The sequence below is a fragment of the Ruegeria sp. AD2(2025) genome (genome assembly GCF_056542385.1).
In genome coordinates, this window is record NZ_JBQFZS010000003.1 from 142,332 (window position 1) to 163,898 (window position 21,567).

Annotated in this window: 22 protein-coding genes; 12 read left to right on the forward strand and 10 right to left on the reverse strand. The window is 60.6% G+C overall.

Annotated features, from left to right (window positions below; all coding sequences use genetic code 11):
- Window positions 1–61 precede the first annotated feature (61 nt).
- From ACR1XV_RS08125 to ACR1XV_RS08135, 3 genes are read left to right on the forward strand one after another with little or no spacing between them, the layout of a single operon-like run.
- Complete coding sequence (locus tag ACR1XV_RS08125) at window positions 62–1,165, forward strand: Gfo/Idh/MocA family protein (RefSeq protein ID WP_480530097.1); 1,104 nt, start codon at window positions 62–64, stop codon at window positions 1,163–1,165.
- Between the two features lie 19 nt (window positions 1,166–1,184).
- Window positions 1,185–2,078: a TIM barrel protein gene (locus ACR1XV_RS08130; protein ID WP_480530099.1), complete on the forward strand. Its 894-nt coding sequence runs from the start codon at window positions 1,185–1,187 to the stop codon at window positions 2,076–2,078.
- 13 nt (window positions 2,079–2,091) lie between these two features.
- Entirely contained in the window at window positions 2,092–3,225 is a 1,134-nt protein-coding gene (locus ACR1XV_RS08135; protein WP_480530101.1) for a Gfo/Idh/MocA family protein, read from the forward strand.
- Here the strand turns inward: ACR1XV_RS08135 and ACR1XV_RS08140 are convergent.
- Complete coding sequence (locus tag ACR1XV_RS08140; protein WP_480530103.1) at window positions 3,222–4,226, reverse strand: LacI family DNA-binding transcriptional regulator; 1,005 nt, start codon at window positions 4,224–4,226, stop codon at window positions 3,222–3,224. The genes ACR1XV_RS08135 and ACR1XV_RS08140 overlap by 4 nt on opposite strands.
- 188 nt (window positions 4,227–4,414) lie before the next feature.
- On the opposite strand from ACR1XV_RS08140, the gene ACR1XV_RS08145 reads away from it, so the two are divergent.
- From ACR1XV_RS08145 to ACR1XV_RS08155, 3 genes are all read left to right on the forward strand, one after another.
- Window positions 4,415–5,365: a sugar ABC transporter substrate-binding protein gene (locus ACR1XV_RS08145; protein WP_480530105.1), complete on the forward strand. Its 951-nt coding sequence runs from the start codon at window positions 4,415–4,417 to the stop codon at window positions 5,363–5,365.
- Window positions 5,366–5,451: 86 nt separating this feature from the next.
- Entirely contained in the window at window positions 5,452–6,576 is a 1,125-nt protein-coding gene (locus tag ACR1XV_RS08150; RefSeq protein ID WP_480522168.1) for an ABC transporter permease, read from the forward strand.
- Window position 6,577: 1 nt separating this feature from the next.
- Window positions 6,578–7,366: an ATP-binding cassette domain-containing protein gene (locus ACR1XV_RS08155; RefSeq protein ID WP_480522169.1), complete on the forward strand. Its 789-nt coding sequence runs from the start codon at window positions 6,578–6,580 to the stop codon at window positions 7,364–7,366.
- A gap of 36 nt (window positions 7,367–7,402) precedes the next feature.
- Here ACR1XV_RS08155 and ACR1XV_RS08160 read toward each other — a convergent pair whose 3' ends face one another.
- Genes ACR1XV_RS08160 through ACR1XV_RS08180 form a run of 5 tightly spaced genes read right to left on the reverse strand, consistent with a single transcriptional unit; the run spans window position 7,403 to window position 11,600 of the window.
- Window positions 7,403–7,945, reverse strand: coding sequence for a DUF3833 domain-containing protein (locus ACR1XV_RS08160; RefSeq protein WP_480530108.1), 543 nt, complete (start codon window positions 7,943–7,945; stop codon window positions 7,403–7,405).
- Entirely contained in the window at window positions 7,942–8,559 is a 618-nt protein-coding gene (locus tag ACR1XV_RS08165) for a DUF3833 domain-containing protein (RefSeq protein ID WP_480530110.1), read from the reverse strand. The genes ACR1XV_RS08160 and ACR1XV_RS08165 overlap by 4 nt, the downstream gene beginning before the upstream one ends.
- Window positions 8,556–9,779: an MFS transporter gene (locus ACR1XV_RS08170; protein WP_480530112.1), complete on the reverse strand. Its 1,224-nt coding sequence runs from the start codon at window positions 9,777–9,779 to the stop codon at window positions 8,556–8,558. The genes ACR1XV_RS08165 and ACR1XV_RS08170 overlap by 4 nt, the downstream gene beginning before the upstream one ends.
- Window positions 9,779–10,315 carry a hypothetical protein gene (locus ACR1XV_RS08175; protein ID WP_480530114.1) on the reverse strand — a complete coding sequence of 179 codons (537 nt, stop codon included), beginning with the start codon at window positions 10,313–10,315 and terminating at the stop codon, window positions 9,779–9,781. Before ACR1XV_RS08175 ends, ACR1XV_RS08170 begins: the two co-directional genes overlap by 1 nt.
- Complete coding sequence (locus ACR1XV_RS08180) at window positions 10,272–11,600, reverse strand: NAD(P)/FAD-dependent oxidoreductase (RefSeq protein ID WP_480530116.1); 1,329 nt, start codon at window positions 11,598–11,600, stop codon at window positions 10,272–10,274. Before ACR1XV_RS08180 ends, ACR1XV_RS08175 begins: the two co-directional genes overlap by 44 nt.
- 182 nt (window positions 11,601–11,782) lie before the next feature.
- On the opposite strand from ACR1XV_RS08180, the gene ACR1XV_RS08185 reads away from it, so the two are divergent.
- Window positions 11,783–12,508, forward strand: coding sequence for an SDR family NAD(P)-dependent oxidoreductase (locus ACR1XV_RS08185; RefSeq protein WP_480530118.1), 726 nt, complete (start codon window positions 11,783–11,785; stop codon window positions 12,506–12,508).
- A gap of 2 nt (window positions 12,509–12,510) precedes the next feature.
- Here the strand turns inward: ACR1XV_RS08185 and ACR1XV_RS08190 are convergent, their stop codons facing one another.
- Window positions 12,511–12,798: an I78 family peptidase inhibitor gene (locus ACR1XV_RS08190; RefSeq protein ID WP_480530120.1), complete on the reverse strand. Its 288-nt coding sequence runs from the start codon at window positions 12,796–12,798 to the stop codon at window positions 12,511–12,513.
- Between the two features lie 130 nt (window positions 12,799–12,928).
- On the opposite strand from ACR1XV_RS08190, the gene ACR1XV_RS08195 reads away from it, so the two are divergent.
- Entirely contained in the window at window positions 12,929–14,041 is a 1,113-nt protein-coding gene (locus tag ACR1XV_RS08195; protein WP_480530122.1) for an S-(hydroxymethyl)glutathione dehydrogenase/class III alcohol dehydrogenase, read from the forward strand.
- 54 nt (window positions 14,042–14,095) lie between these two features.
- On the opposite strand, the gene ACR1XV_RS08200 is transcribed toward ACR1XV_RS08195, so the two are convergent.
- Together ACR1XV_RS08200 and ACR1XV_RS08205 are read right to left on the reverse strand one after the other, a co-directional pair.
- Window positions 14,096–15,031: a DMT family transporter gene (locus ACR1XV_RS08200; RefSeq protein ID WP_480530124.1), complete on the reverse strand. Its 936-nt coding sequence runs from the start codon at window positions 15,029–15,031 to the stop codon at window positions 14,096–14,098.
- A gap of 126 nt (window positions 15,032–15,157) precedes the next feature.
- On the reverse strand, window positions 15,158–16,093 hold the full coding sequence (locus ACR1XV_RS08205) for a hypothetical protein (protein WP_480530126.1): 936 nt from the start codon (window positions 16,091–16,093) through the stop codon (window positions 15,158–15,160).
- Window positions 16,094–16,236: 143 nt separating this feature from the next.
- Here ACR1XV_RS08205 and ACR1XV_RS08210 point away from each other — a divergent pair, with 143 nt between their 5' ends.
- Complete coding sequence (locus ACR1XV_RS08210) at window positions 16,237–16,704, forward strand: DUF1203 domain-containing protein (protein WP_480530128.1); 468 nt, start codon at window positions 16,237–16,239, stop codon at window positions 16,702–16,704.
- Here the strand turns inward: ACR1XV_RS08210 and ACR1XV_RS08215 are convergent.
- A complete protein-coding gene (locus ACR1XV_RS08215) occupies window positions 16,701–17,693 on the reverse strand; it encodes an ABC transporter ATP-binding protein (protein ID WP_480530682.1) in 993 nt (330 codons plus the stop codon). The genes ACR1XV_RS08210 and ACR1XV_RS08215 overlap by 4 nt on opposite strands.
- Window positions 17,694–17,780: 87 nt before the next feature.
- On the opposite strand from ACR1XV_RS08215, the gene ACR1XV_RS08220 reads away from it, so the two are divergent.
- The 3 genes from ACR1XV_RS08220 to polA all read left to right on the forward strand — a co-directional run bounded on the left by ACR1XV_RS08220 (window position 17,781) and on the right by polA (window position 21,528).
- On the forward strand, window positions 17,781–17,954 hold the full coding sequence (locus tag ACR1XV_RS08220) for a zinc-finger domain-containing protein (protein WP_480530130.1): 174 nt from the start codon (window positions 17,781–17,783) through the stop codon (window positions 17,952–17,954).
- 31 nt (window positions 17,955–17,985) lie between these two features.
- Window positions 17,986–18,651, forward strand: coding sequence for a YrbL family protein (locus ACR1XV_RS08225; RefSeq protein ID WP_480530132.1), 666 nt, complete (start codon window positions 17,986–17,988; stop codon window positions 18,649–18,651).
- Between the two features lie 75 nt (window positions 18,652–18,726).
- Window positions 18,727–21,528 carry a DNA polymerase I gene (polA, locus tag ACR1XV_RS08230; RefSeq protein WP_480530134.1) on the forward strand — a complete coding sequence of 934 codons (2,802 nt, stop codon included), beginning with the start codon at window positions 18,727–18,729 and terminating at the stop codon, window positions 21,526–21,528.
- Window positions 21,529–21,567: the final 39 nt, after the last annotated feature.

The window sequence follows — 21,567 nt, forward strand, 5'->3', positions numbered from 1 at the left end:
GATACAAGTTTTGCAACCGGTTGCAAATGGTTTTCAAGAAAAAGCGAGGGAGGGCGTCGGAATGGCAGAGATCGGCATTGGCATTCTGGGCGGCGGATATATGGGCAAGGCCCATGCGGTTGCCATGTCCTCGGTTGGTGCCGTGTTCAACACGGGTCTGCGCCCGCGGTTGGAGATGGTGTGCGCGTCCTCGCCCGAAAGCGCCGAGCGGTATCGTCAGGCCTACGGATTCGCGCGCGCAACCGACGATTGGCAGGTGCTGGTGAATGACCCGAAGGTCGAGGCCATCGTGATCGCGACCCCTCAGGAAACGCACCGCCAGATCGCGCTGGCCGCGTTTGCGCTGGGCAAGCCGGTTCTGTGCGAGAAACCTCTGGGCGCGTCAATGGAAGATGGCGCTGAGATGGTGAAGGCAGCCGAGGCCTCGGGTGTCGCCAACATGGTGGGCTTCAACTACATCCGTACGCCCGCCAGCCAACATGCGCGCAGGCTGATTGCAGACGGAGAAATCGGTGACGTCACATGGTTCCGGGGTGAGCACACCGAGGACTTCTACGCCGACCCGCAGGCCCCCGCCACATGGCGCACTTCGGGAATGTCCAACGGCACGATGGGTGATCTTGCCCCGCATATGATCAACGCCGCGCTGGCATTGATCGGACCGATCAACCGCGTGATGGCCGAGGTCGAGACCGTGCACAAAACCCGTCCGGGCGGTGAGGTCGACAACGACGATCATGCCCAGATGATGGTGCGCTTTGCCAATGGAGCGATGGGGTCGATGTATTTCAGCCGCATCGCGACCGGGCGCAAGATGGGCTACGCCTATGAGATCAGCGGCACCAAAGGCGCGATCCGCTTTGATCAGGAGGATCAGAATGCCTTGTGGCTCTATCGCATGGACGGCCCCGAGGCCGAGCGCGGGTTCCGAAAAATCCTGACCGGCCCCGCGCACCCGGATTATGAGCCGTTCTGTCAGGGCCCTGGCCACGGCACCGGCTATCAGGACCAGATCATCATCGAGGCGCGCGACTTCCTGCACGCGATCGAGACAGGCAAGCCGGTCTGGCCAACCTTCCGCGACGGGCATGAGGTCAACCGGATCGTCGCTGCGGCGCTGGCGTCGTCGACGGATGAAAGCTGGAAAAACATCGAAGATTTCTGAGCATCGGAGACAAGACAAGATGAGCATCAGAATTGGCAATGCGCCCTGTTCCTGGGGCGTGGAATTTGCGCAGGACCCGCGCAACCCGCATTGGAAAACCGTTCTCAGCGAATGTGCCGAGGCGGGGTATAAGGGCATCGAGCTGGGCCCGGTCGGTTTCATGCCCGAAGACCCTGCGATCCTGGCCGATGCGCTGGCCGAGCATGATCTTGAACTGATCGGCGGGGTGGTGTTCCGCAACTATCACGACCCCGACGCTTGGGAGGACGTGCTGGACGCCACCCACCGCACTGCCCGCGCGCTGAAGGCGCATGGGGCGCAGCATCTGGTGCTGATCGACGCGATCTCACCCCGTCGCGCGCCGACCGCTGGCCGTGCGAATGAGGCCGAGCAGATGGACAAGGCCGAATGGACAGCCTTTCGGGATCGCCTTGCCGAAAGCGCGCGCATTGGGGCTGAGGAATATGGGCTGACGGTGGGCATGCACGCCCATGCGGCAGGTTTCATGGACTTTGAGCCCGAGTTGGAACGGCTGCTGGATGAGGTGGACGAAAACCTGCTGAAAATCTGCTTTGACACCGGGCACCACTCTTATGCGGGGTTTGATCCGGTGAGCTTTATGCAGCGCTACGTTGATCGGATTTCTTACATGCACTTCAAGGATATCTCACCGACCGTAAAGGCGGATGTGATCGCCAACCGGACAGGCTTTTACGATGCTTGCGGGCAGGGAATTTTCTGCAATCTGGGTGAGGGCGACGTGGACTTTCCGACCGTACGTCAGGTGCTGCTGGACGCAGGTTTCACCGGCTGGTGCACGGTGGAACAGGACTGCGACCCGACGCTGGATCCCGACCCGGTCGGCGATGCGCGGAAGAACCGCGAATACCTTGAATCCATTGGTTTCAGCTAAGGAGGCCCGGACCATGACCAAGCTAAGATGGGGCATGATCGGTGGTGGAGAAGGCAGTCAGATCGGACCGGCGCACCGGCTGGGCGCGTTGGCAGACGGGCATTTCGAACTCACGGCTGGAGCGCTGGATCACCGGCCCGATGTCGGTCGGGAATATGCGCAACGGTTGGGCATTGCGGCAGACCGGGCCTATGGCGACTGGACCGAGATGTTGGCCGGCGAGCGCGGGCGCGACGACTGCATTGATCTGGTCACCGTGGCCACGCCGAATGCGACACATTTCGAGATCACCAAAGCCTTCCTTGAGGCCGGGTTCAATGTACTGTGTGAAAAGCCGATGACCATGACGGTGGAGGAGGGCGAAGAGATCGTCAAAGTCGCCGAGAAATCCGGCAAGATCTGCGCGGTCAACTACTGCTATTCCGCCTATCCCATGGTACGGCAGGCCCGTGCGATGGTGCGCGCAGGTGAGATCGGCAAGGTCCGTCTGGTCGTCACCAATTTCAGCCACGGCCATCACGGCGACGCCACCGATGCCGATAATCCGCGCGTCCGCTGGCGTTATGATCCGGCGATGGCGGGCGTGTCCGGCCAGTTCGCCGATTGCGGTATCCATGCGATGCACATGGCGGGGTTCATTGCGGATGATGAGGTCGAAACCCTGTCTGCCGATTTCGCATCGACCATTGGCAGTCGCGAGCTTGAAGATGACGCCATGGTTAACTTCCGCACGGCAAAGGGTGCGGTTGGAAGGCTATGGACGTCTTCGGTGGCCATCGGTCGCCAGCACGGGTTCGACATTCAGGTGTTCGGGGAAACCGGCGGCCTGCGCTGGGCGTCCGAGCAGCCGAACCAGTTGATCTATACGCCCGTTGGTGGACGCTTGCAGATCATCGAAAAGGGCGAGGGCGGACTGCACGAGGACGCACAACGCCTCAGCCGCGTTGCGATTGCACATCCCGAGGGCTTCCCGCTGGCGGTTGCGAATATCTATTGCGATCTGGCGGATGCGATTGCCGGAGAGCTCCGCGACGGGTTGCCCAATGCGGCAGACGGTGTGCGGTCGATGGCTGCGGTGCACACAGCGGTGGCGTCGGCCAAGCAGGGCAGCGCGTGGATGGATGCCCGTCCACCGATGTTCCGTTAACCTTCAGGCACGGGGCGCAATGTGCCCCGTTCTACCACCGAGCAGGGGAAAATGCGCGCCTCGGGGTATCTGTCCGGTTCCTGCAGGGTCGCCACCATCAGCTCAATCGACGAACTGACGATCTGCCGGATCGGCTGATGAATGGTGGTGAGGTCGATGTTTTCCCACCGGGCCATCTCCATATCGTTCAGGCCGATGATGCCGATATCATCAGGCACGTTCAGGCCGCTGTCCAAGACCGCCGACAAGACACCGATGGACAACACGTCGTCGCCGCAGAAATAGGCCTCGGCCCGTTCAGATTTCAGCAGTCGCAGCATCTCCTGACGGCCTGCGTCGAACGAGTAAGCCTCGGCGAAAGAGCAGGTCACGGTGACCTCAGGGTGCAGCGCCATTTCCGACATGAAGCCCGCATGGCGATCCTGCGTCGATGTTGCGGCTTCGGGCCCGCCCAGAAAGGCCACTTTGCTATAGTCGCGCGCGACCAGTTCACGAGCGGCCATGCGCCCGCATTCCACGTTGTCGATTCCAACCACATGCACCTGCGGTGACGATGATGACCGGCCAAAGCTGTGCACCACCGGCACACCCGCATCGCGGAACGCCTTGGCAAAGCCCGGCGGGAGGGTTGAGGATGCCACGACAACGCCATCAACCGAATACTGACGCAGCATCCGAACCGAGTTTTCGGGCTCAACCTCATCGGTGAGGTTCACCAGCAAAGGGCGCAAGCCGCGATCCTGCAGCCCCCGGGTGAACAGATCGAAGACCTGCAGAAAGATCGGATTGTGAAAGTTGTTCGACACCAGTCCGATCAGCTTGGTGCGCCCTGTCGTCAGCGACGAGGCCAGCGCGTTGGGGCTGTATCCCAACTCCTGCGCGGCCTTCTCGACCTTGCGGCGCATCTTGTCGGACACCGAGGCCCCGTCGGTGAAAGTGCGCGACACAGCTGACCGGGATACACCCGCGCGTTCTGCAACCTCTTTCAATGTGACAGCCATGTTCCGTCTGACCTTCCCGCGTTTGGTGATAGCCCTCTTACCCTTAATCTCGGGCAGTTACAGTATGAAACAGGTTCAATATCTTTTGCAACCGGTTGCAAAATTGTGACGGATGTGCTCTAACACGACTCGGAGAGGTGCGAAGGACAGCCTCAATCCGCGATAACATGAGTTTTTGGGAGGACATCATGACATCACTGACGAAGAAGCTGGCGCTGGCGGCGGTGGTCGCTGCGACGCCGCTGATCGCAGCCACAAGCGTTGCGGCGGAGGGCGAGAAGTACATTCTGGTCAGCCACGCACCCGATAGCGACAGCTGGTGGAACACGATCAAGAACGGTATCGCGCTTGCGGGCGAGCAGATGGGTGTCGAGGTTGAATATCGCAACCCGCCCACCGGTGACCTTGCCGACATGGCGCGGATCATCGATCAGGCCGCAGCTTCGGGACCCAACGGGATCATCACCACGCTGGCGGATTACGATGTGCTGAGCGGCCCGATCAAATCGGCTGTCGACGCGGGTGTGGATGTGATCATCATGAACACCGGCACCCCGGATCAGGCCCGTGAAGTTGGCGCGCTGATGTATGTGGGTCAGCCCGAATATGACGCCGGTTTCGCGGCGGGTCAGCGGGCCAAGGGTGACGGCATCGGCTCGTTCCTGTGCGTGAACCACTATATCGTGCAGCCGTCCAGCCAGGAACGTTGCCAGGGCTTCGCGGATGGTCTGGGCATCGAACTGGGTGATCAGATGATCGATGCCGGTCAGGACCCGGCTGAGATCAAGAACCGCGTGCTGGCCTATCTGTCGGCCAACCCGGACACCGAAGCGGTTCTGACGCTTGGCCCGACCTCGGCTGATCCGACCATTCTGGCGCTGGAAGAAAACGGCATGGCCGGTGACATCTATTTCGGCACCTTCGATCTGGGTGGCGAGATCGTAAAAGGCATCAAATCCGGCGTAATCCAGTGGGGTATCGACCAGCAGCCCTTCCTGCAGGCTTACCTGCCGGTTGTTGTGATGGCGAATTACCACCGTTACGGCGTTCTGCCCGGCAACAACATCAACTCGGGGCCCGGCTTCGTGACCGCAGACGGCCTGACCAAGATCGAAGAATTCGCTGGCGAGTACCGCTAATTCTTGTGACGCGGGCGCCCTGGAACCGGGGCGCCCGCTGACAGTTTTCTGACGCAAATCACTGTTTTTACCGGAGGAGCGCTCTCATGGGCGAGTCTGCTCAAAACACGACGTTAACCGACGAACGGATCAAAGAGATCTCGCCCCTGCGCAAGGCCCTGATCCGGCCCGAACTTGGTGGGATGGTCGGCACCGTTGCGGTCTTCACCTTCTTCCTGCTATTCGCCTTTGACAGCGGCATGTTCAACGCCCAGGGGATGATGAACTGGTCGGTTGTCTCGGCGCAGTTCATGATCATCGCGGTCGGCGCGTGCCTTCTGATGATCGCAGGTGAGTTCGACCTGTCCGTCGGATCAATGATCGGCTTTTCCGGCATGATGATCGCAATCTTCTCGGTCACGCTCAGTTGGCCGGTTTGGATGGCAATCATCGTCACCTTCGCCATGGCCGTCGCCATCGGAGCGCTGAATGGCTGGATCGTGGTCCGGACCGGGCTGCCCAGTTTCATCGTGACGCTGGCCTTCCTGTTCATCCTGCGCGGCTTCACCATCTTCCTGCCGCAGGTGATCGAGCGCAAAACCATCATTGGCGGTGTGAAAGACGCAGCCGAAGGTGATTGGCTGGCTCCGATCTTCGGCGGCAAAATCCTGCAAGGCCTGTTCCAATGGCTGGGCGACGCCGGGATCATCGCTGTGTTCGAACGCGGCACCCGCGCCGGTCAGCCGGTTGTGGACGGTGTACCCATGCTGATCGTCTGGGCCATCGGGTTGATCATCTTTGGTCATGTGCTGCTGACCAAGACACGGTTCGGTAACTGGATTTTTGCCTCGGGCGGGGATGCCGAGGCAGCGCGCAACTCAGGTGTACCTGTGAACCGGGTCAAGATTCTGATGTTCATGTTCACCGCCTTCTGCGCCACCGTCTTCGCCGTCTGTCAGGTGATGGAGTTCGGCTCGGCCGGTGCCGACCGGGGCCTGCTGAAAGAATTCGAGGCGATCATTGCCGTGGTTATCGGAGGTGCGCTTCTGACCGGAGGCTACGGCTCGGTTCTGGGGGCGGCGCTGGGCGCGCTGATCTTTGGCGTGGTGCAGCAGGGACTGTTCTTTGCAGGTGTCGAAAGCTCCTTGTTTAGGGTCTTTCTTGGCGTGATCTTGCTGGGGGCGGTGATCCTCAACACCTATATCCGCCGCATCATCACAGGGGAGCGTTGATATGAATCCCGAACATGCTCCGATCATTCAAATGAAGAACATCGAAAAGCATTTCGGCAGCGTGATCGCGCTGGCGGGGGTCTCGGTGGACGTGTTCCCCGGCGAATGTCACTGTCTTTTGGGTGACAACGGCGCGGGCAAGTCGACATTCATCAAAACCATGTCGGGCGTGCATCAACCCACGCATGGAGAGATCCTGTTTGAAGGCAAACCCATGCACTTCACCGATCCGCGCGATGCGATCGAGGCCGGGATTGCCACGGTGCACCAGCATCTGGCAATGATCCCTTTGATGTCTGTGTCGCGCAATTTCTTCATGGGAAATGAGCCTGTGAAGAAAATCGGTCCGATCAATTTCTTCGATCATGATTATGCCAACACCGTCACGATGGAAGAAATGAAGAAGATGGGGATCAACCTGCGCGGTCCCGATCAGGCCGTTGGTACGCTCTCGGGCGGTGAACGCCAGACCGTCGCCATCGCGCGGGCGGTGCATTTCGGGGCCAAGGTTCTGATCCTGGACGAACCGACCTCGGCCCTTGGTGTACGTCAGACGGCCAACGTGCTGGCCACCATCGACAAGGTGCGCAAGCAGGGCATCGCGGTCGTCTTCATCACTCATAACGTTCGCCATGCGCTGGCGGTGGGGGATCGCTTCACCGTTCTCAACCGTGGTCAGACGCTGGGCACGGCACAGCGTGGCCAGATCACCCCCGAAGAGCTGCAGGACCTGATGGCCGGTGGTCAAGAAATGGTCGAACTGGAGGGCAGCCTTGGCGGCACCGTCTGATCCTATCACACCCCGCCGGCTGCTTAGGCGGGGTGGCTATTTCTTCTCGAAGAACAGAATAACCTCGCCCAGGCGCACGCCAAAACGCGAGACATAGGCTCTGTTCAACAGTCGATCATCGGACAACAGCCACATCCAGTCATCGAAATCGACCCGCATGGTGCCGTCTTTGACGGGCAGGTCGATCTTGTACTTCCAGTTGAACGTATCGCCCCGCTCGATACCGCTGGCGGTGCCCAGCACACCGGGGGCGGTGCCGGTCCAGCTGTCTTCGCCGGTCTTGGTCAGGGTCCAGATGCGCTGCTCGGTGGTGCCATCGTCATAGACGAAATCCTCGACCAGCGTCAGCGTTTCTCCATCCCATGTGCCGTCTATGTCGACCATAAAGCGGCGTGGGACGTTGCCCAGCACATCCTGAAACTGACCATAAGCGACAGTCTTGCCTTCAAAGAATTCCTCTAGGTTCAACTGCCTGTCTGACAAGAACGTCTTTGGCACCCGCGGTTTGGCCGAGCAGGCGGCGAGCATCGCCAGACCTGCGACAACGATGACCGCGATCAGCGTGCGGCGCGGAATCATTGCAAAACCCTCAGTTCAGACTCTGTATCATGGCCATTCGCACCGTTCAGATGGGCCGGTTTTGTCTCGGGCGTGGGGCGCATCGTGGCGACCAGCTCGGCGACCTTGATTCCGAATTTGCGCATTTCGGACCGGTTCATGATGGCGCCGTTTTCGGTCAGGTACATCCAGTCGGTAACGTCCAGCGTGTGCCCTCCCGCATCCTCGGGCAGGATGATGCGATAGGTCAGCTTCACGGTCGCGCCCGAGATCACGCCTTTGCCCTCGCCCACGATATCATCCGCCGTCGCGGTAAATGTGTTGCCGGTGCCCATTGTCAGGTACCATTTGCGGGTCATCTGCTTGCCGTTGGAATAGGTAAAATACTCGGACAGCGTCCCGGTATTGCCGTCCCATTCGCCGACCATGCGGGCGACAAAGCTGTTCGACATCTTGCCGTTGGGGCCATAGATCAGCCCTTCGGACAGGATCTCTCCGCTCAGGTTGTCTTTCAGCGAAAACGCGGGCCCCGTCCCGGTGTAATCGGTGGGAGATTGTGACCGAAAGCTGAGAAAGCGACCCTTGGCGGCGAACAGCGCAAAGATGGCCAACAGGCAGATCAGAAGAAGTTTCATTTGGCGGTGACCTCCGTCGGCAGCGTTAGAACCATCCCGAACGCGCCGAGTTTGAGAATGCAGGGCAGCACGGCATAGGCGAGGGTGAGCGTGTTCAACGCCTCGGCCGAATTGGTCTGTCCCGGTGTGAAACCGCTGTGTTCCAGCAGCGGCAGAGTGAAAAAGGCGGCCAGCGCAAGCCCCAGCTTGCCTGCGAAGGACCAGATGCCGAAGGCAGCGGATGCGTTCAGCCCGGCGCGGGTTAGAACGACCGAGAACATGGCGGGCAGAACCACCATATCCGCGCCCAACGCCGCCCCCGAGGCGAGGCAGATAAGGGCGAAACCCACCAGGTTTCCGGGGGCCAGAAGCGCCGCCCCGACAAAGCCCAGTATGGCCAGCGGCATCGCAATAATCAGAGTCTGTTTCGGGCCAATCCGGTTGCTGAGCCTGGCCCAGAACGGCACGCTTAGCCCCGCGCTGAGGAAGAACAGGATCAGAAGCGGTCCGGCTTTTCCGGGCAATTGCAGCCGGTCCTCGACAAAGAACAGAAACAGGGTCGAGGTGATCGCCACGGGCAGGCTGTTCACCAGTGCCAGAACGAGCAGTCGCAATGCCCCGGCTTGTCCCAGCCCTGAAAACGACAACGCTTGTCCGGTGACTGGACTGCGCCTCCACATCGGCAGGGTCACGACCAAGGTCACCACGGCCAAAATGCCAAGGAAAAGGCCGAAGGCCGGGTATCCCTGCGCGCCGGCACCCAGCGCCACGAACAAGGCGGGTGCGGCGGCGGCGATGACGACGCCGGTCAGTTGCCCGCCCTCGCGGAAGGCGGCCAGCCGCATCAGCTCTTTTGGGGTGGACTGTTTGGCCAGCGTCGCGCTGCGGCCGTAAAGCAGGATGGTTCCAAGGCTGTAGGCAGAGAACAGAAGGATCAAAACAGACACTAATGCGGTAATATTGGCCCCTTCTGGCAGTCCAAAGAGCAAGGGAAACCCGATGGCCAAACCCAGCGCAGCGGCGGCGGCAAACAGGACCTGCGCCCCGGGCCAGCGGTCAATTGCCCAGCCGATCAGCGGATCCTGCACCAGATCGATCAGCCGGATGACCAGCAGCACAGTGCCGATCACGCCCAGACTGATGCCAAGGTTCACAGTCGCAAAGCGCGGCAGGTGGATGTAAAGCGGGATGCCCGCCGCAGCCAGCATCAGCGCATACAGGCTGACCCGCGGATACAGCATCAGTTCCCTCGCAACGCCTGCGTAAAGGCTGCGGACCGGGTGTTTTCGCCCAGAAAGATCGACATGAAGCTGCGTTTGATGCCCGGATAGGACATCGTGCACAGCTTTTGCCCGTTCAGCCAGAATTCAACCTTGTCAGGTCCTTGCGAGATCGCCAGATAGCGGTCGCCCTTGCGGACCGCGTTGAAGCAGACCTCAAGCTGATCGCGCACAGGGGCGGCGCGTCCGATGCGCTTCATCTCATCCAGGGTCGAGTTGATCAGCGCCTTTTTGGTCACGTTGCGGCGATAGCGCAGTTCCAGCCCGAAATCGTCGCTCCAATTCAGCGGCGCGCCGCTTTGGGTGAACAGTTGCGCATCGTACAGCGGAAAGCCCAGATAGCGATAGGTGGCGGTGCCGCGCAGTTCAGCATCATTGAGAACGCCAAACACGGGTGAGGCCGCTAATCCGCCCGGGATCAGCAGCGCAAGCGACAGCAAAGCTGCGCCAAGGTCAGGCCGAGGCAGGGACAGCAGGTTCTTCTTCAGAAATGCCATTGTCAGCTCCGATGATGTGCGGGGTGCCGGTGATGCGCTCGACAACATGCATCGCGCTGGCAATCCCGTCTTCGTGAAAGCCGTGCCTGTTATAGGCACCGGCAAACCAGGTTCGGTTCTGTCCCTGCATCTCGCGGATTTGCCCTTGTGCACGCAGGGCGGCTTTGTCGAACACCGGATGGGCGAACTCGACCTGATCATAGATTTTATCCGCGGGAATCTCTGAGGCGGCGTTCAGCGTCACAAACAGCGGGTCGCTGTCTGGAATGTTCTGAAGCCGGTTCATCCAATATGTGACCCCAACGTTGCCTTTTTGCGACCGGTAGGTCCAACTGGACCAACAGGCGCGACGCCGGGGCATCTGGTTGGGATCGCGATGAAGGATCGCCGTGTTCGGTTGATATTTGATCGCGCCAAGCGCGGCTTTCTCATCTTCGGTCGCCGTATCGCCAAGAATGGCGAGGGACTGATCGGAATGGGTGGCCAGAATGATCTCGTCAAACAGGTCGGCTTCGCCGCCCGCGTGCACTGTCACGCCCAGATCGTGCCGCTCGATGCTCTGAACGGGCGCGGCGAGACGGATGTCAGCCCCCCGCGCGCGCAACGCGGCCTCGATCCGGCGCACGTATTCGATGCTGCCGCATTTGACCGTGTACCACTGGTGCTGATTGGCACGTCCCGAAGCCAACAGCGCATGGTTGCGGAAGAACTGCACCAGCGAGCGGGCCGGGAACTGATCGACGAACTCGACCGGGGTTGACCAGATCGCGCCGCACATGGGCATCAGGTAATTGTGCCGGAACCAATGGCCGAGGCGCAGCTGATCCACCAGCTCTCCGATCGTGGTGTCATCGTCCTGGGCGGCGTCCGGGGCCTCTTTGCCAAAGCGCAGAATGTCGGCGATCATCTTGTAATAGGCGGGCCGCGCAAGGTTGCGTTTCTGCGCCGTCAGGGTGCGCAGGTTGTTCAGCCCGTATTCGATGCGGCCATTGTCTATGGTCGCGCCAAAGCTCATTTCGCTTTTGGTAACGGGGACGTTCAGCTCATCGAACAGCCGTGTCAGGTAGGGATAAGTGGCATAGTTGAACACGATGAACCCGGTATCGACCGGCTGATCACCATTGCGGCCTGCCATGACCGTGCGGGCGTGGCCGCCCAGTCGGGGCTCGGCCTCGAACACGGTTATGTCGTGGTTCTCAGAAAGGTAATAAGCTGCGGAGAGACCTGAAATGCCTGCGCCAACTACTGCGATTTTCTTGCGTACGCCCCGGGTTTCGTCGAACATTCCATCCTCGTTAATCGGCATTTTACAATGGGATACGTAGGATATGAGGCACCGGATCAATCGGCGTAGAAGTTTTTCGCAGGCGCACTATGTTGTGAAGTCTGGTTACACGCAGCCAGTCCGCGTGATCCAACCCTGCCCCCGGGTCGTAACCCACACAGCGGAACGAAAATGGCCCGGATATGAGCAGTTTTGACGGCAAAACCTATTGGATCATAGGAGCAAGCGAGGGCCTTGGCCGCGCCTTGGCCGAGACGCTGAGCCGCAAGGGCGCGCATCTGATCCTGTCCGCGCGCAACGCTGACCGGATGTCCGAGATGTGCCAGACTCTGCCGAATGCCCGCGCTGTGCCCTTTGATGTGACTGATCTGGATAGCGTCCGCCGTGCCGTAGCCGAAACCGGCGAGATCGACGGGCTGGTCTACAACGCGGGCGCTTATGACCCGATCCGAACCTCGGAATGGAATACCGAGGCCGCCTTGGCGATCAGCGACGTAAACTATTCCGGCGCGCTGCGGGTGCTGGGCGAAACGGTGCCCGGGTTTGTGCGCGAAGGCCGAGGCGATATCACCCTGATTGGGTCGCTGGCGGGGTATCATGGCCTGCCCAACGCGATCTCTTACGGGGCCAGCAAGGCGGCACTGATTTCACTGGCTGAAACCATGCGGCATGATCTGGCAGGCACCGGCGTGACGGTGCGCATCGTCAATCCGGGTTTTATCAAGACCCGTCTGACTGAAAAGAACAGTTTCAAGATGCCGATGCTGATGACGCCCGAGGACGCCGCCGACCGCGTCCTGCGCGCCATGTCCCGCCGCCGCTTTCGCACCGATTTCCCGGCCCCGTTTTCATGGGTGATAAGGCTGATCGATTATTTGCCGGACATTCTGGTCTATCGCGGCAAGTGATGTCAGCCGCAGGTCAGCCTCTGGATCACGCCCGCGCCATTCACATACACATTCAACCGATCAATACGGTAATCCTGCGTCGCAATGCCGTCGGGCCCCAGAATGCGCGACCGCTCGGGCAGTTGTGCCTGAATGTCCGAGACGGGTTGGCCAATGGCATCGGCAAAGGCCTCTCCCTGACAGAAGGCAAGATCAACGGGCGAGGGTTCGGGCGTGGGGGCGAAATCCTGGCTCTCGGTGGTGTCGGCGCAGGCGGCCAGCAGGCACAGGATTGGAATTGTTCGGCGCATTGGCGTTCCTTTTCGCGGCAATGTCGTTTCTGAAATATCAAAGCTTTAGACAACCTGTCACGAAAGCGTTGTTGAAAACACCCTGTATTTGGCGCAGGGTCGGGGCAAAACAGACAGGGAGATCAGCATCATGCGTACCCGTGCCGCCGTCGCCGTTCAGGCGGGCAAACCTTTGGAAGTGATGGATGTAAACCTCGAAGGCCCCAAGGCGGGCGAGGTTCTAGTGGAAATCAAGGCCACCGGCATCTGCCACACCGATGAGTTCACCCTGTCGGGCGCGGACCCCGAGGGGCTGTTTCCCGCTATTCTGGGCCACGAAGGCGCAGGCGTGGTGGTTGAGGTTGGCCCCGGTGTGACCAGCCTGAAACCGGGCGATCACGTGATCCCGCTTTACACTCCGGAATGTCGTGAGTGTGAATATTGTCTGCATCCCAAGACCAACCTGTGTCAGGCGATCCGCTCGACGCAGGGGCAAGGGCTGATGCCCGACGGAACGTCCCGTTTCTCGACCTTGGATGGTGATCCGATCCTGCACTACATGGGCTGCTCGACCTTCTCGAACCATACGGTTTTGCCGGAAATTGCGCTGGCGAAAGTGCGTGAGGACGCGCCGTTCGACAAGATTTGCTATATCGGCTGCGGCGTGACCACCGGTATCGGAGCCGTCATCAACACCGCCAAGGTCGAAATCGGCAGCCGCGCCATCGTGTTTGGTCTGGGTGGTATCGGTCTGAACGTCATTCAGGGCCTGCGTCTGGCCGGGGCGGATCAGATCGTCGGCGTTGACCTGAACCCCGCCAAGGTCGAGATGGCCACCAAGTTCGGCATGACCGATTTTGTGAATCCCAAAGAGGTCGAGGGCGATCTGGTCCCTTATCTGGTTGATCTGACCAAGGGCGGTGCGGATTACACCTTTGACGCCACCGGCAATGTGGGCGTGATGCGCGATGCGCTTGAATCGGCACATAAGGGCTGGGGTGAATCGATCATCATCGGCGTGGCACCTGCGGGCGCTGAAATTGCGACCCGCCCGTTCCAACTGGTCACCGGACGGTCGTGGCGCGGCACCGCATTTGGCGGCGCTCGGGGCCGGACGGATGTGCCCAAGATCGTGGATTGGTACATGGAAGGGAAGATCGAGATCGACCCGATGATCACCCACACCATGGGTCTGGACGACATCAACCAAGGCTTCGACCTGATGCATAAGGGCGAAAGCATCCGCTCTGTGGTTGTGTATTAAGGCTCTAAACCGGCTGAAATTGCTATTACGGCGCGCTGCTTGGCGCGCCGTTTGTCATTCTCCGGGCCGCGTTGCGCCGGTATCCGAGCGCGGAGATCGTACACGCAGTACCGGTGTGTTGGCCGATGTGTTCGCCCGGCTCTCGCGCCAGACCACGAAGACGCCCGAGGCGATGATGATGCTGGCCCCGACCGCGACCCAGATATCGGGGTGTTCGTCAAAGAAGAGGACGCCAAAGATCGTGGCCCAGATGATCTGGCTGTACTGGCTGGGCGCAACAACCCCGGCGGGCGCGGCGCGATAGGCGAGGATGATCAGGTGTTGCGCGATGACGGAAAATACGCCGACCAGCGCCATCATCGCCAGATGCAGCAGCGAGGGCGGCTGATAGATCGCCGGCTGCGCGATGCTCATGACCACGATGGCCAGCAGCATGGGATAAAGGATCAGCACGGCCGAGCGTTCCTCATTCCCGATCTTGCGCACCAGAACCGAGGCGAAGGCGCTGCAGAACGCCGCCGTCAGTGCCGCGAGATGGCCCAGCGTGATGTCGGTCGCGCCGGGGCGCAGAACGATCAGAACACCGATCAGGCCGACGCCGACCGCGGCCCAGCGCTGGGCGCGGACGACCTCGCCCAATACCGGGATCGACAGGACCGTTACGATCAGCGGGAAGGAAAAGAGCAGCGAATAGACCTCGGCCAGTGGCAGGGCCGAGAAGGCGTAAAAGGCGCAGGACATGGCGGTGATCATCAGCGCCGAACGCAGCAGGATCAGCCATGGATGGCGCGGCAGGAAATTGGCGGTGGTGCGGTCGGCAAGAATCGTGACCGCCATCGGGACGAAGGAAAACAGCGTCGCGAAAAAGATGATCTGCAGCACCGAATAGGTGCCACCCAGAACTTTGATCAGCACATCATGGGTGGCAAAGACGGCGAATCCCAGAAATGCAAAACCTAGCCCGCGAAGGGTGCTGTCCTGAGTGCGCATGGCAGAGGCCTCGGTGAGTTTTGGGTGTTGCGGCCTGCTTAGACCCAAATCTCCGGCACGGATAGAGGAAATTTTACCGCTAACATATCGGATGGCCGAACCGCAATGCGCCGGCAGGGTGCGCGGTCATCTCGGAGTTTGCAGGACCAGCTTGAACAGTTCTGTGATCTCGGCGATCTGTTCCGGCGTATATCCGGCGGGCGGCGCATCGTCCGGGGCCTCCAGATCGTCGGTGGCGAAAAGCTGTGGCAGCGCGGGAAAGAACGACTGCCGCAGCGCCTCGTTGCTGCGTTTGTATTTGGCGACATAGGCCTGCCGCTGCGCCTGCGTCAGAAACCGCGCCTTGCCGTTCGGGTCCGGCGGCAGCGCGCGCTGGATGCGTCGGGTCTTCGGATGGCCCGCATCGCTTAGCGCTTGTAACAGTTGAATGCGCCCCAGCGAGGGTGAGACATTTTCGACCCGGGTTTCCGGCACTACCTGCGCGAGCTCATCAAATCCCATCACCGCCATCGCGTCGGTGACGGTCGATCCGCCGATCAGTGCGCTGCGTTCGCAGATACGGGGGTGCACGTCGCAGTCCAGATTGAACCACGGGCGCAACTCGGCATGATAGTCCGACCCCGATCCGTCGAACTTGTCGATATAGTCCCAGATGGTGCCGCGGAACCGGCCATTCTTGAGCTTTTGCAGATATTTGCTCTCGATATAGCGGTCCTGACGGCGCAGATAGACCAGCAGGTTCAGGGGATGATCCTGCAGCACCGGCAATGCCGTCAGGATCTTTTCGGGGGCCATCCCGAACAGCATTTCGGATGAAATCAGCACTGTTCGCGCCCGGTTGTTTTCAATCTGCCGGGTGATCTGATCCTGAAACTGCGCCAGCTGCGCCGCGCGCCCCTTGTTGATCGCGATCGCCAGCTTGTTCACCGAAGTGTGGCCATCGACCGTGACATAGCCAAGGCCCGCAGCTTCAAGCTGTGCGCGGTTATCGGCGCAGAAATGCTGCAGCGCCGTGGTGCCGCTTTTGGCCGTGCCGATATGGAGCCAGATATTCTGAATCATGGGTGCCCGCTGCGTGTCTGAGCCCCAGTGCTATACTAGGGCGCTGTGCGCGTACAGCCATTTGAACCCGCGCTTTGCGCAGGAAACGGGTCGAGGCGCAGATGCGCCGCGGTCATGATCATCCCAAAGCAAGGAGACGTATCATGCAAAAGATTTCCGCCCTTCCCACCGATCAGGTTCAGGCCTACCGGCGCGGCGCGCCGGACGGCTATGGCAACCCGCCCGAACGGGCTGTTTCCAACGGCGCAGGCAATCCCTGCCGCCACTGTCTGACCTATATTCCCGAAGGCAAAGAGATGCTGGTGCTGGCCCACAGGCCCTTTCCCAAAACGCAGCCTTTTGCCGAAACAGGGCCGATTTACCTCTGTGCAGAGCCGTGCGCGCGCTATGATGCCTCGATGGATCTGCCCGAGGTGCTGACCGATTCACCCAATTACCTGATCAAGGGATATGGGTCGGATGATCGGATCGTTTACGGCACCGGCATCATCACACCGCAGGCGCAACTGCAAGAGGCCGCCGAGGCGATCTTTGCCCGGGCTGAGGTGGCGTATATCCACATCCGGTCAGCTCTGAACAACTGCTATCACGCGCGGATAGACCGCGGCTAAAGCTTGACGCGGTGCATTCCCCGGTGCGGCTGATCGGGGTCGTCCGCAGGCAGATCGTCGGACCGGCTTGAGGTCAGCGCGAGGAAGACATCCTCAAGATCGGCCTCTTCGGTGCGCACGTCGCGGATGCGGATACCGGCTTGCCGCACCGCCTCGAGCACCTGTTCGGCGCTGGTCTGGTTGCTGTGGTACTGCAGCACAAGATCGCCATCGTCGCGCAGCGCGGCGGTCACATCTTCGGCATCGGGCAAAGTCTGAATGGGCGCGTCGGGGATGATCACCATGGTGCGGCTGTCCATACGTCCAAGCAGGTTGGCGGTGCTGTCCTGCGCGACCTTCTCGCCCTGGTTGATGATGGCGATCTCGTCGCACATCTCCTGCGCTTCTTCCAGGTAGTGTGTGGTCAGGATGATGGTCATGCCCTGTTCGTTCAGCTTGCGCACGTTGGCCCACAGCATCTGCCGCAACTCGATGTCGACGCCCGCCGTGGGTTCATCTAGCACCAGAATCTGCGGGTGATGCACCAGCGCCTTGGCCAGCAGCAACCGCCGCCGCATCCCGCCCGACAGCGCGCGCGCATAAGCCTCGGCCTTGTCGCTGAGGCCCACCAGTTCGAGAATCTCGTCGCTGCGGCGTTCGACCTTGGGTACGCCATAGAGGCCGGCCTGAACCTCCAACGCGCCGCGCGGGGTGAAGAAGGGATCTAGGTTCAGTTCCTGCGGCATCACGCCGATGGCGGCGCGCGACTGGCGCGGGTTGCGGTCCTGATCATAGCCGCAGATCGAGACATGCCCCGAGGTCTTGACCACAAGCCCCGCCAGAATGTTGATCAGCGTCGATTTCCCGGCCCCGTTCGGCCCCAGAAGCCCGAAGACCGAACCGCGCGGCACCGTCAGGTCAATCCCCTTCAGCGCCTGTTTCTCGGGCTGGCCCTTGCCGCCGCGATAGGTCTTACGCAGCCCCTCGATCCTGATTGCCGCATCGGCCATGTGGCTCTTGCCCCCGGTTTGCTCATCGCTCATAAACGCACCTAATACATGCCCGCGAGGCCGACAACCGAAGAAGGACCGCCAGCCGTGACCATCGAAGCGCCGGAAACCAAGATCGTGGAAACCTCTCGCGTCGCCTGTGACGGTGGCGAAGGGGCATTGGGCCATCCGCGCGTCTGGCTGCAAATCCCCGAGGATACCGGATGGGTCGAATGCCCGTATTGCGACTGCAAATACGTTCTGAAGGGGCACGAAAGCTGATCGGGCCGCGTGTGACCGGAAAGGACAGAGGATGCTGTTTGCAGCCACGACCATCGACCTTTCCGATCAGCAGCCCATCGCAAACGGCACCGTCCGCAGCGTTTATGACTTTCCCGGCCATCCCGATCTGCTGATCAAGGTGTTTACCCGCGCCGAGGACCGCGTTTCGCATCGCTGGGGCAAGCGTCTGGCGTGGAAACTGGTGCCAAGCGCGCGCTATCGCAGCATATTGAAAGAGGTCGAGTGCGAGCTGCGCGTCGCGCTCAGGCTGGGGGATCGGATCAACCAGTCTCCGCTGTCGCGGATGCTGGGTGTGGTGCAGACCAGTCGCGGCCCCGGCGTTGCGGTGGAACGGATCAGCGGGCCGGATGGCGGACTGGCCGAAAAGCTTGGCCCTTTGCTGGCGCCGGACCGGCTGACAGATGCGCTTCTGCAGGATCTGAATGCCTTTGTCGCCCGGATGTTCGATCTGCAGATCGTTGCCCGCGACGTCAAGCGATCGAATATCGTCTATGGCACCCGCGGCGGTGCCCCGGCCTTTTTCCTGATCGACGGCTACGGAGAGCGCAACCTTGTCCCCCTGCGCAGCATGTCCAAACGTCTGAACGATCGCTCGCTCAGCAAACAGTTCGCGGTCATCGCCCAGAAATCCGGGCTGGTCTGGGACCCGTCGCAGCGCAAATTCTTGAACCGTTGATGGGCCGCCGAGCGGCCTCGTCTTTTGCCAACGCATTCGGTACAACTTGGCGCAACCCAGCGCAGGAGCCCTCATATGACCACGACCCAATTCGGAAAAGGCTGCCATCTGCATCTGATTGACGGATCGGCCTTTATCTTCCGCGCCTATCACGCGCTGCCGCCCCTGACGCGGAAGTCGGATGGATTGCCGATTGGGGCGGTGTCGGGCTTCTGCAACATGCTGCAGAAATATGTCGAGGATAACGCGGGGCCGGATGCGCCGACCCATGTGGCGGTGATCTTCGACAAGGGCTCTCATACCTTCCGCAACGATCTTTACGACCTTTACAAAGCCAACCGCGAGGCGATGCCCGAGGATCTGCGTCCGCAGATGCCGCTGACCCGCGAGGCGACGAAGGCGTTCAACATCGCCTGCAAAGAGCTGGAGGGGTACGAGGCCGACGACATTATCGCCACGCTCGCCGTTCAGGCCCGCGAGGCCGGGGGGCGTGTCACCATCGTCAGTTCCGATAAAGACCTGATGCAGTTGGTGGGTGATGGCGTTGAAATGCTGGACGCGATGAAGAACAAGCGCATCGACCGCGACGGGGTGTTCGAGAAGTTTGGGGTCGGTCCCGAACGTGTGGTTGATGTGCAGGCTCTGGCTGGGGATTCGGTGGATAACGTTCCGGGCGCTCCTGGGATCGGGGTCAAGACGGCGGCCTTGCTGATCAACGAATATGGTGATCTGGAAACGCTGCTGGACCGCGCCGAAGAGATCAAACAGCCCAAGCGTCGCCAGACCCTGATCGAAAAGCGCGACCAGATTGAGCTGTCGAAGAAGCTGGTGCAACTGGACGAACAAACGCCGCTGGATTTCACGCTGGACGATCTTGAGGTGCGCGATCCCGAGCCCGATACCCTGCTGGCGTTTCTGGCCGAGATGGAATTCCGCACCCTTACCAAGCGCATCGCCGACAAGCTGGGGGCTGAGGCTCCGGTCATCGCCGATGCCCCCGCGCCCGAGGTGGTGTCCGAGGCCGAAGAGATTCCTTTCGATGCCTCGAAATACGAATGCGTGCGGGATGCGGGTGCGCTGCAGAAATGGATCGATCAGGCTTATGAACGGGGCTGGGTCGCGGTGGACACCGAGACCACTGGTCTGAATGAAATGATCGCTGAACTGGTGGGCATTTCGCTCTGCGTTGAGGCGGGTGAGGCCTGTTACATCCCGCTGATCCACCGCGAAAGCGCGACAGATGATTTGTTTGGAACCGACGCGCTGGCCGAGGGGCAGATGCCGCTGGATCAGGCTCTAAACCTGCTGAAACCAATGTTCGAGGACCCGTCGATCCTGAAAATCGGGCAGAACATGAAATACGATGCCAAGATTTTCGCGCGTTATGGCATCGACGTGGCCCCCATCGATGACACGATGCTGATGTCTTATGCGATGCATGGCGGCGAGCATGGGCATGGGATGGACACTCTGTCCGAACGCTACCTCAGCCACACGCCGATCCCGATCAAGCCGCTGCTGGGCTCGGGCAAGTCGGCGATCACTTTCGACAAGGTGCCGATTGACGAGGCGACCGCCTATGCCGCCGAGGATGCGGATATTACGCTGCGTCTGTGGAAGCTGTTCAAACCGCAGCTGCATCAGGTGCAGGTGACGACCGTTTATGAGACACTGGAACGTCCTCTGGTGCCGGTTCTCAAGGAAATGGAGATGCACGGCATCAAGGTTGACCGCGATGTCCTGTCTCGAATGTCCAACGCATTTGCCCAGAAAATGGCCGGGTTAGAGGCTGAAATCCACGAACTGGCCGGCGAGAATTTCAATGTCGGCTCGCCCGCGCAATTGGGCGAGATTCTGTTCGACAAGATGGGGCTTGAGGGCGGCAAGAAGGGCAAGACCGGCAAGTATTCGACCGGCGCGGATATTCTGGAAGACCTCGCCACCGAGCATGAACTGCCCCGCCGGGTGCTGGACTGGCGGCAATTGTCCAAGCTGAAATCGACCTATACGGACGCGCTGCAGACCCATATCAACCCTGACACGGGGCGGGTACACACGTCTTATTCGATCACGGGGGCCAACACAGGCCGTCTCGCATCGACCGATCCGAACCTACAGAACATTCCGGTTCGGACTGAAGAGGGGCGGCGCATCCGCGAGGCGTTTATTGCCGAGCCGGGCAATGTGATGGTCAGCCTCGACTATAGCCAGATCGAATTGCGGATTCTGGCGCATATTGCCGATATTTCGACCCTGAAACAGGCCTTTTCCGACGGGTTGGACATTCACGCCATGACGGCATCGGAGATGTTCGATGTGCCGCTGGATGAGATGACGCCAGAAATCAGGCGGCAGGCCAAGGCGATCAACTTTGGTGTGATCTACGGCATCTCGGGCTTTGGTCTGGCGCGCAACCTGCGCATTCCGCGGGCCGAGGCGCAGGGCTTTATCGACCGTTATTTTGAACGGTTCCCGGGTATCCGGCGCTATATGGACGACACGGTCGCCTTTGCCAAAGAGAACGGTTACGTCCAGACCCTGTTCGGACGGAAAATCCACACGCCGGAGATCAACGCCAAGGGGCCGCATGCCGGATTCTCGCGCCGGGCGGCGATCAATGCGCCGATACAGGGAACTGCTGCGGACGTGATCCGGCGCGCGATGGTGCGGATCCCGGGGGCAATTGAGGGCCTGCCCGCAAAGATGTTGCTACAGGTGCATGACGAATTGCTGTTCGAAGTGGCCGAGGATGCGGTGGATCAGACCATCGCGGTAGCGCGGGATGTGATGGAAGGCGCGGCGGACCCGGCGGTGAAGCTGGATATCAAGCTGGTCGCGGATGCAGGGCAGGGCGCGAACTGGGCCGAGGCGCATTAGGGGCGCTGCTCATCAGGCCCGGCGGGCCCTCTTCGCAGC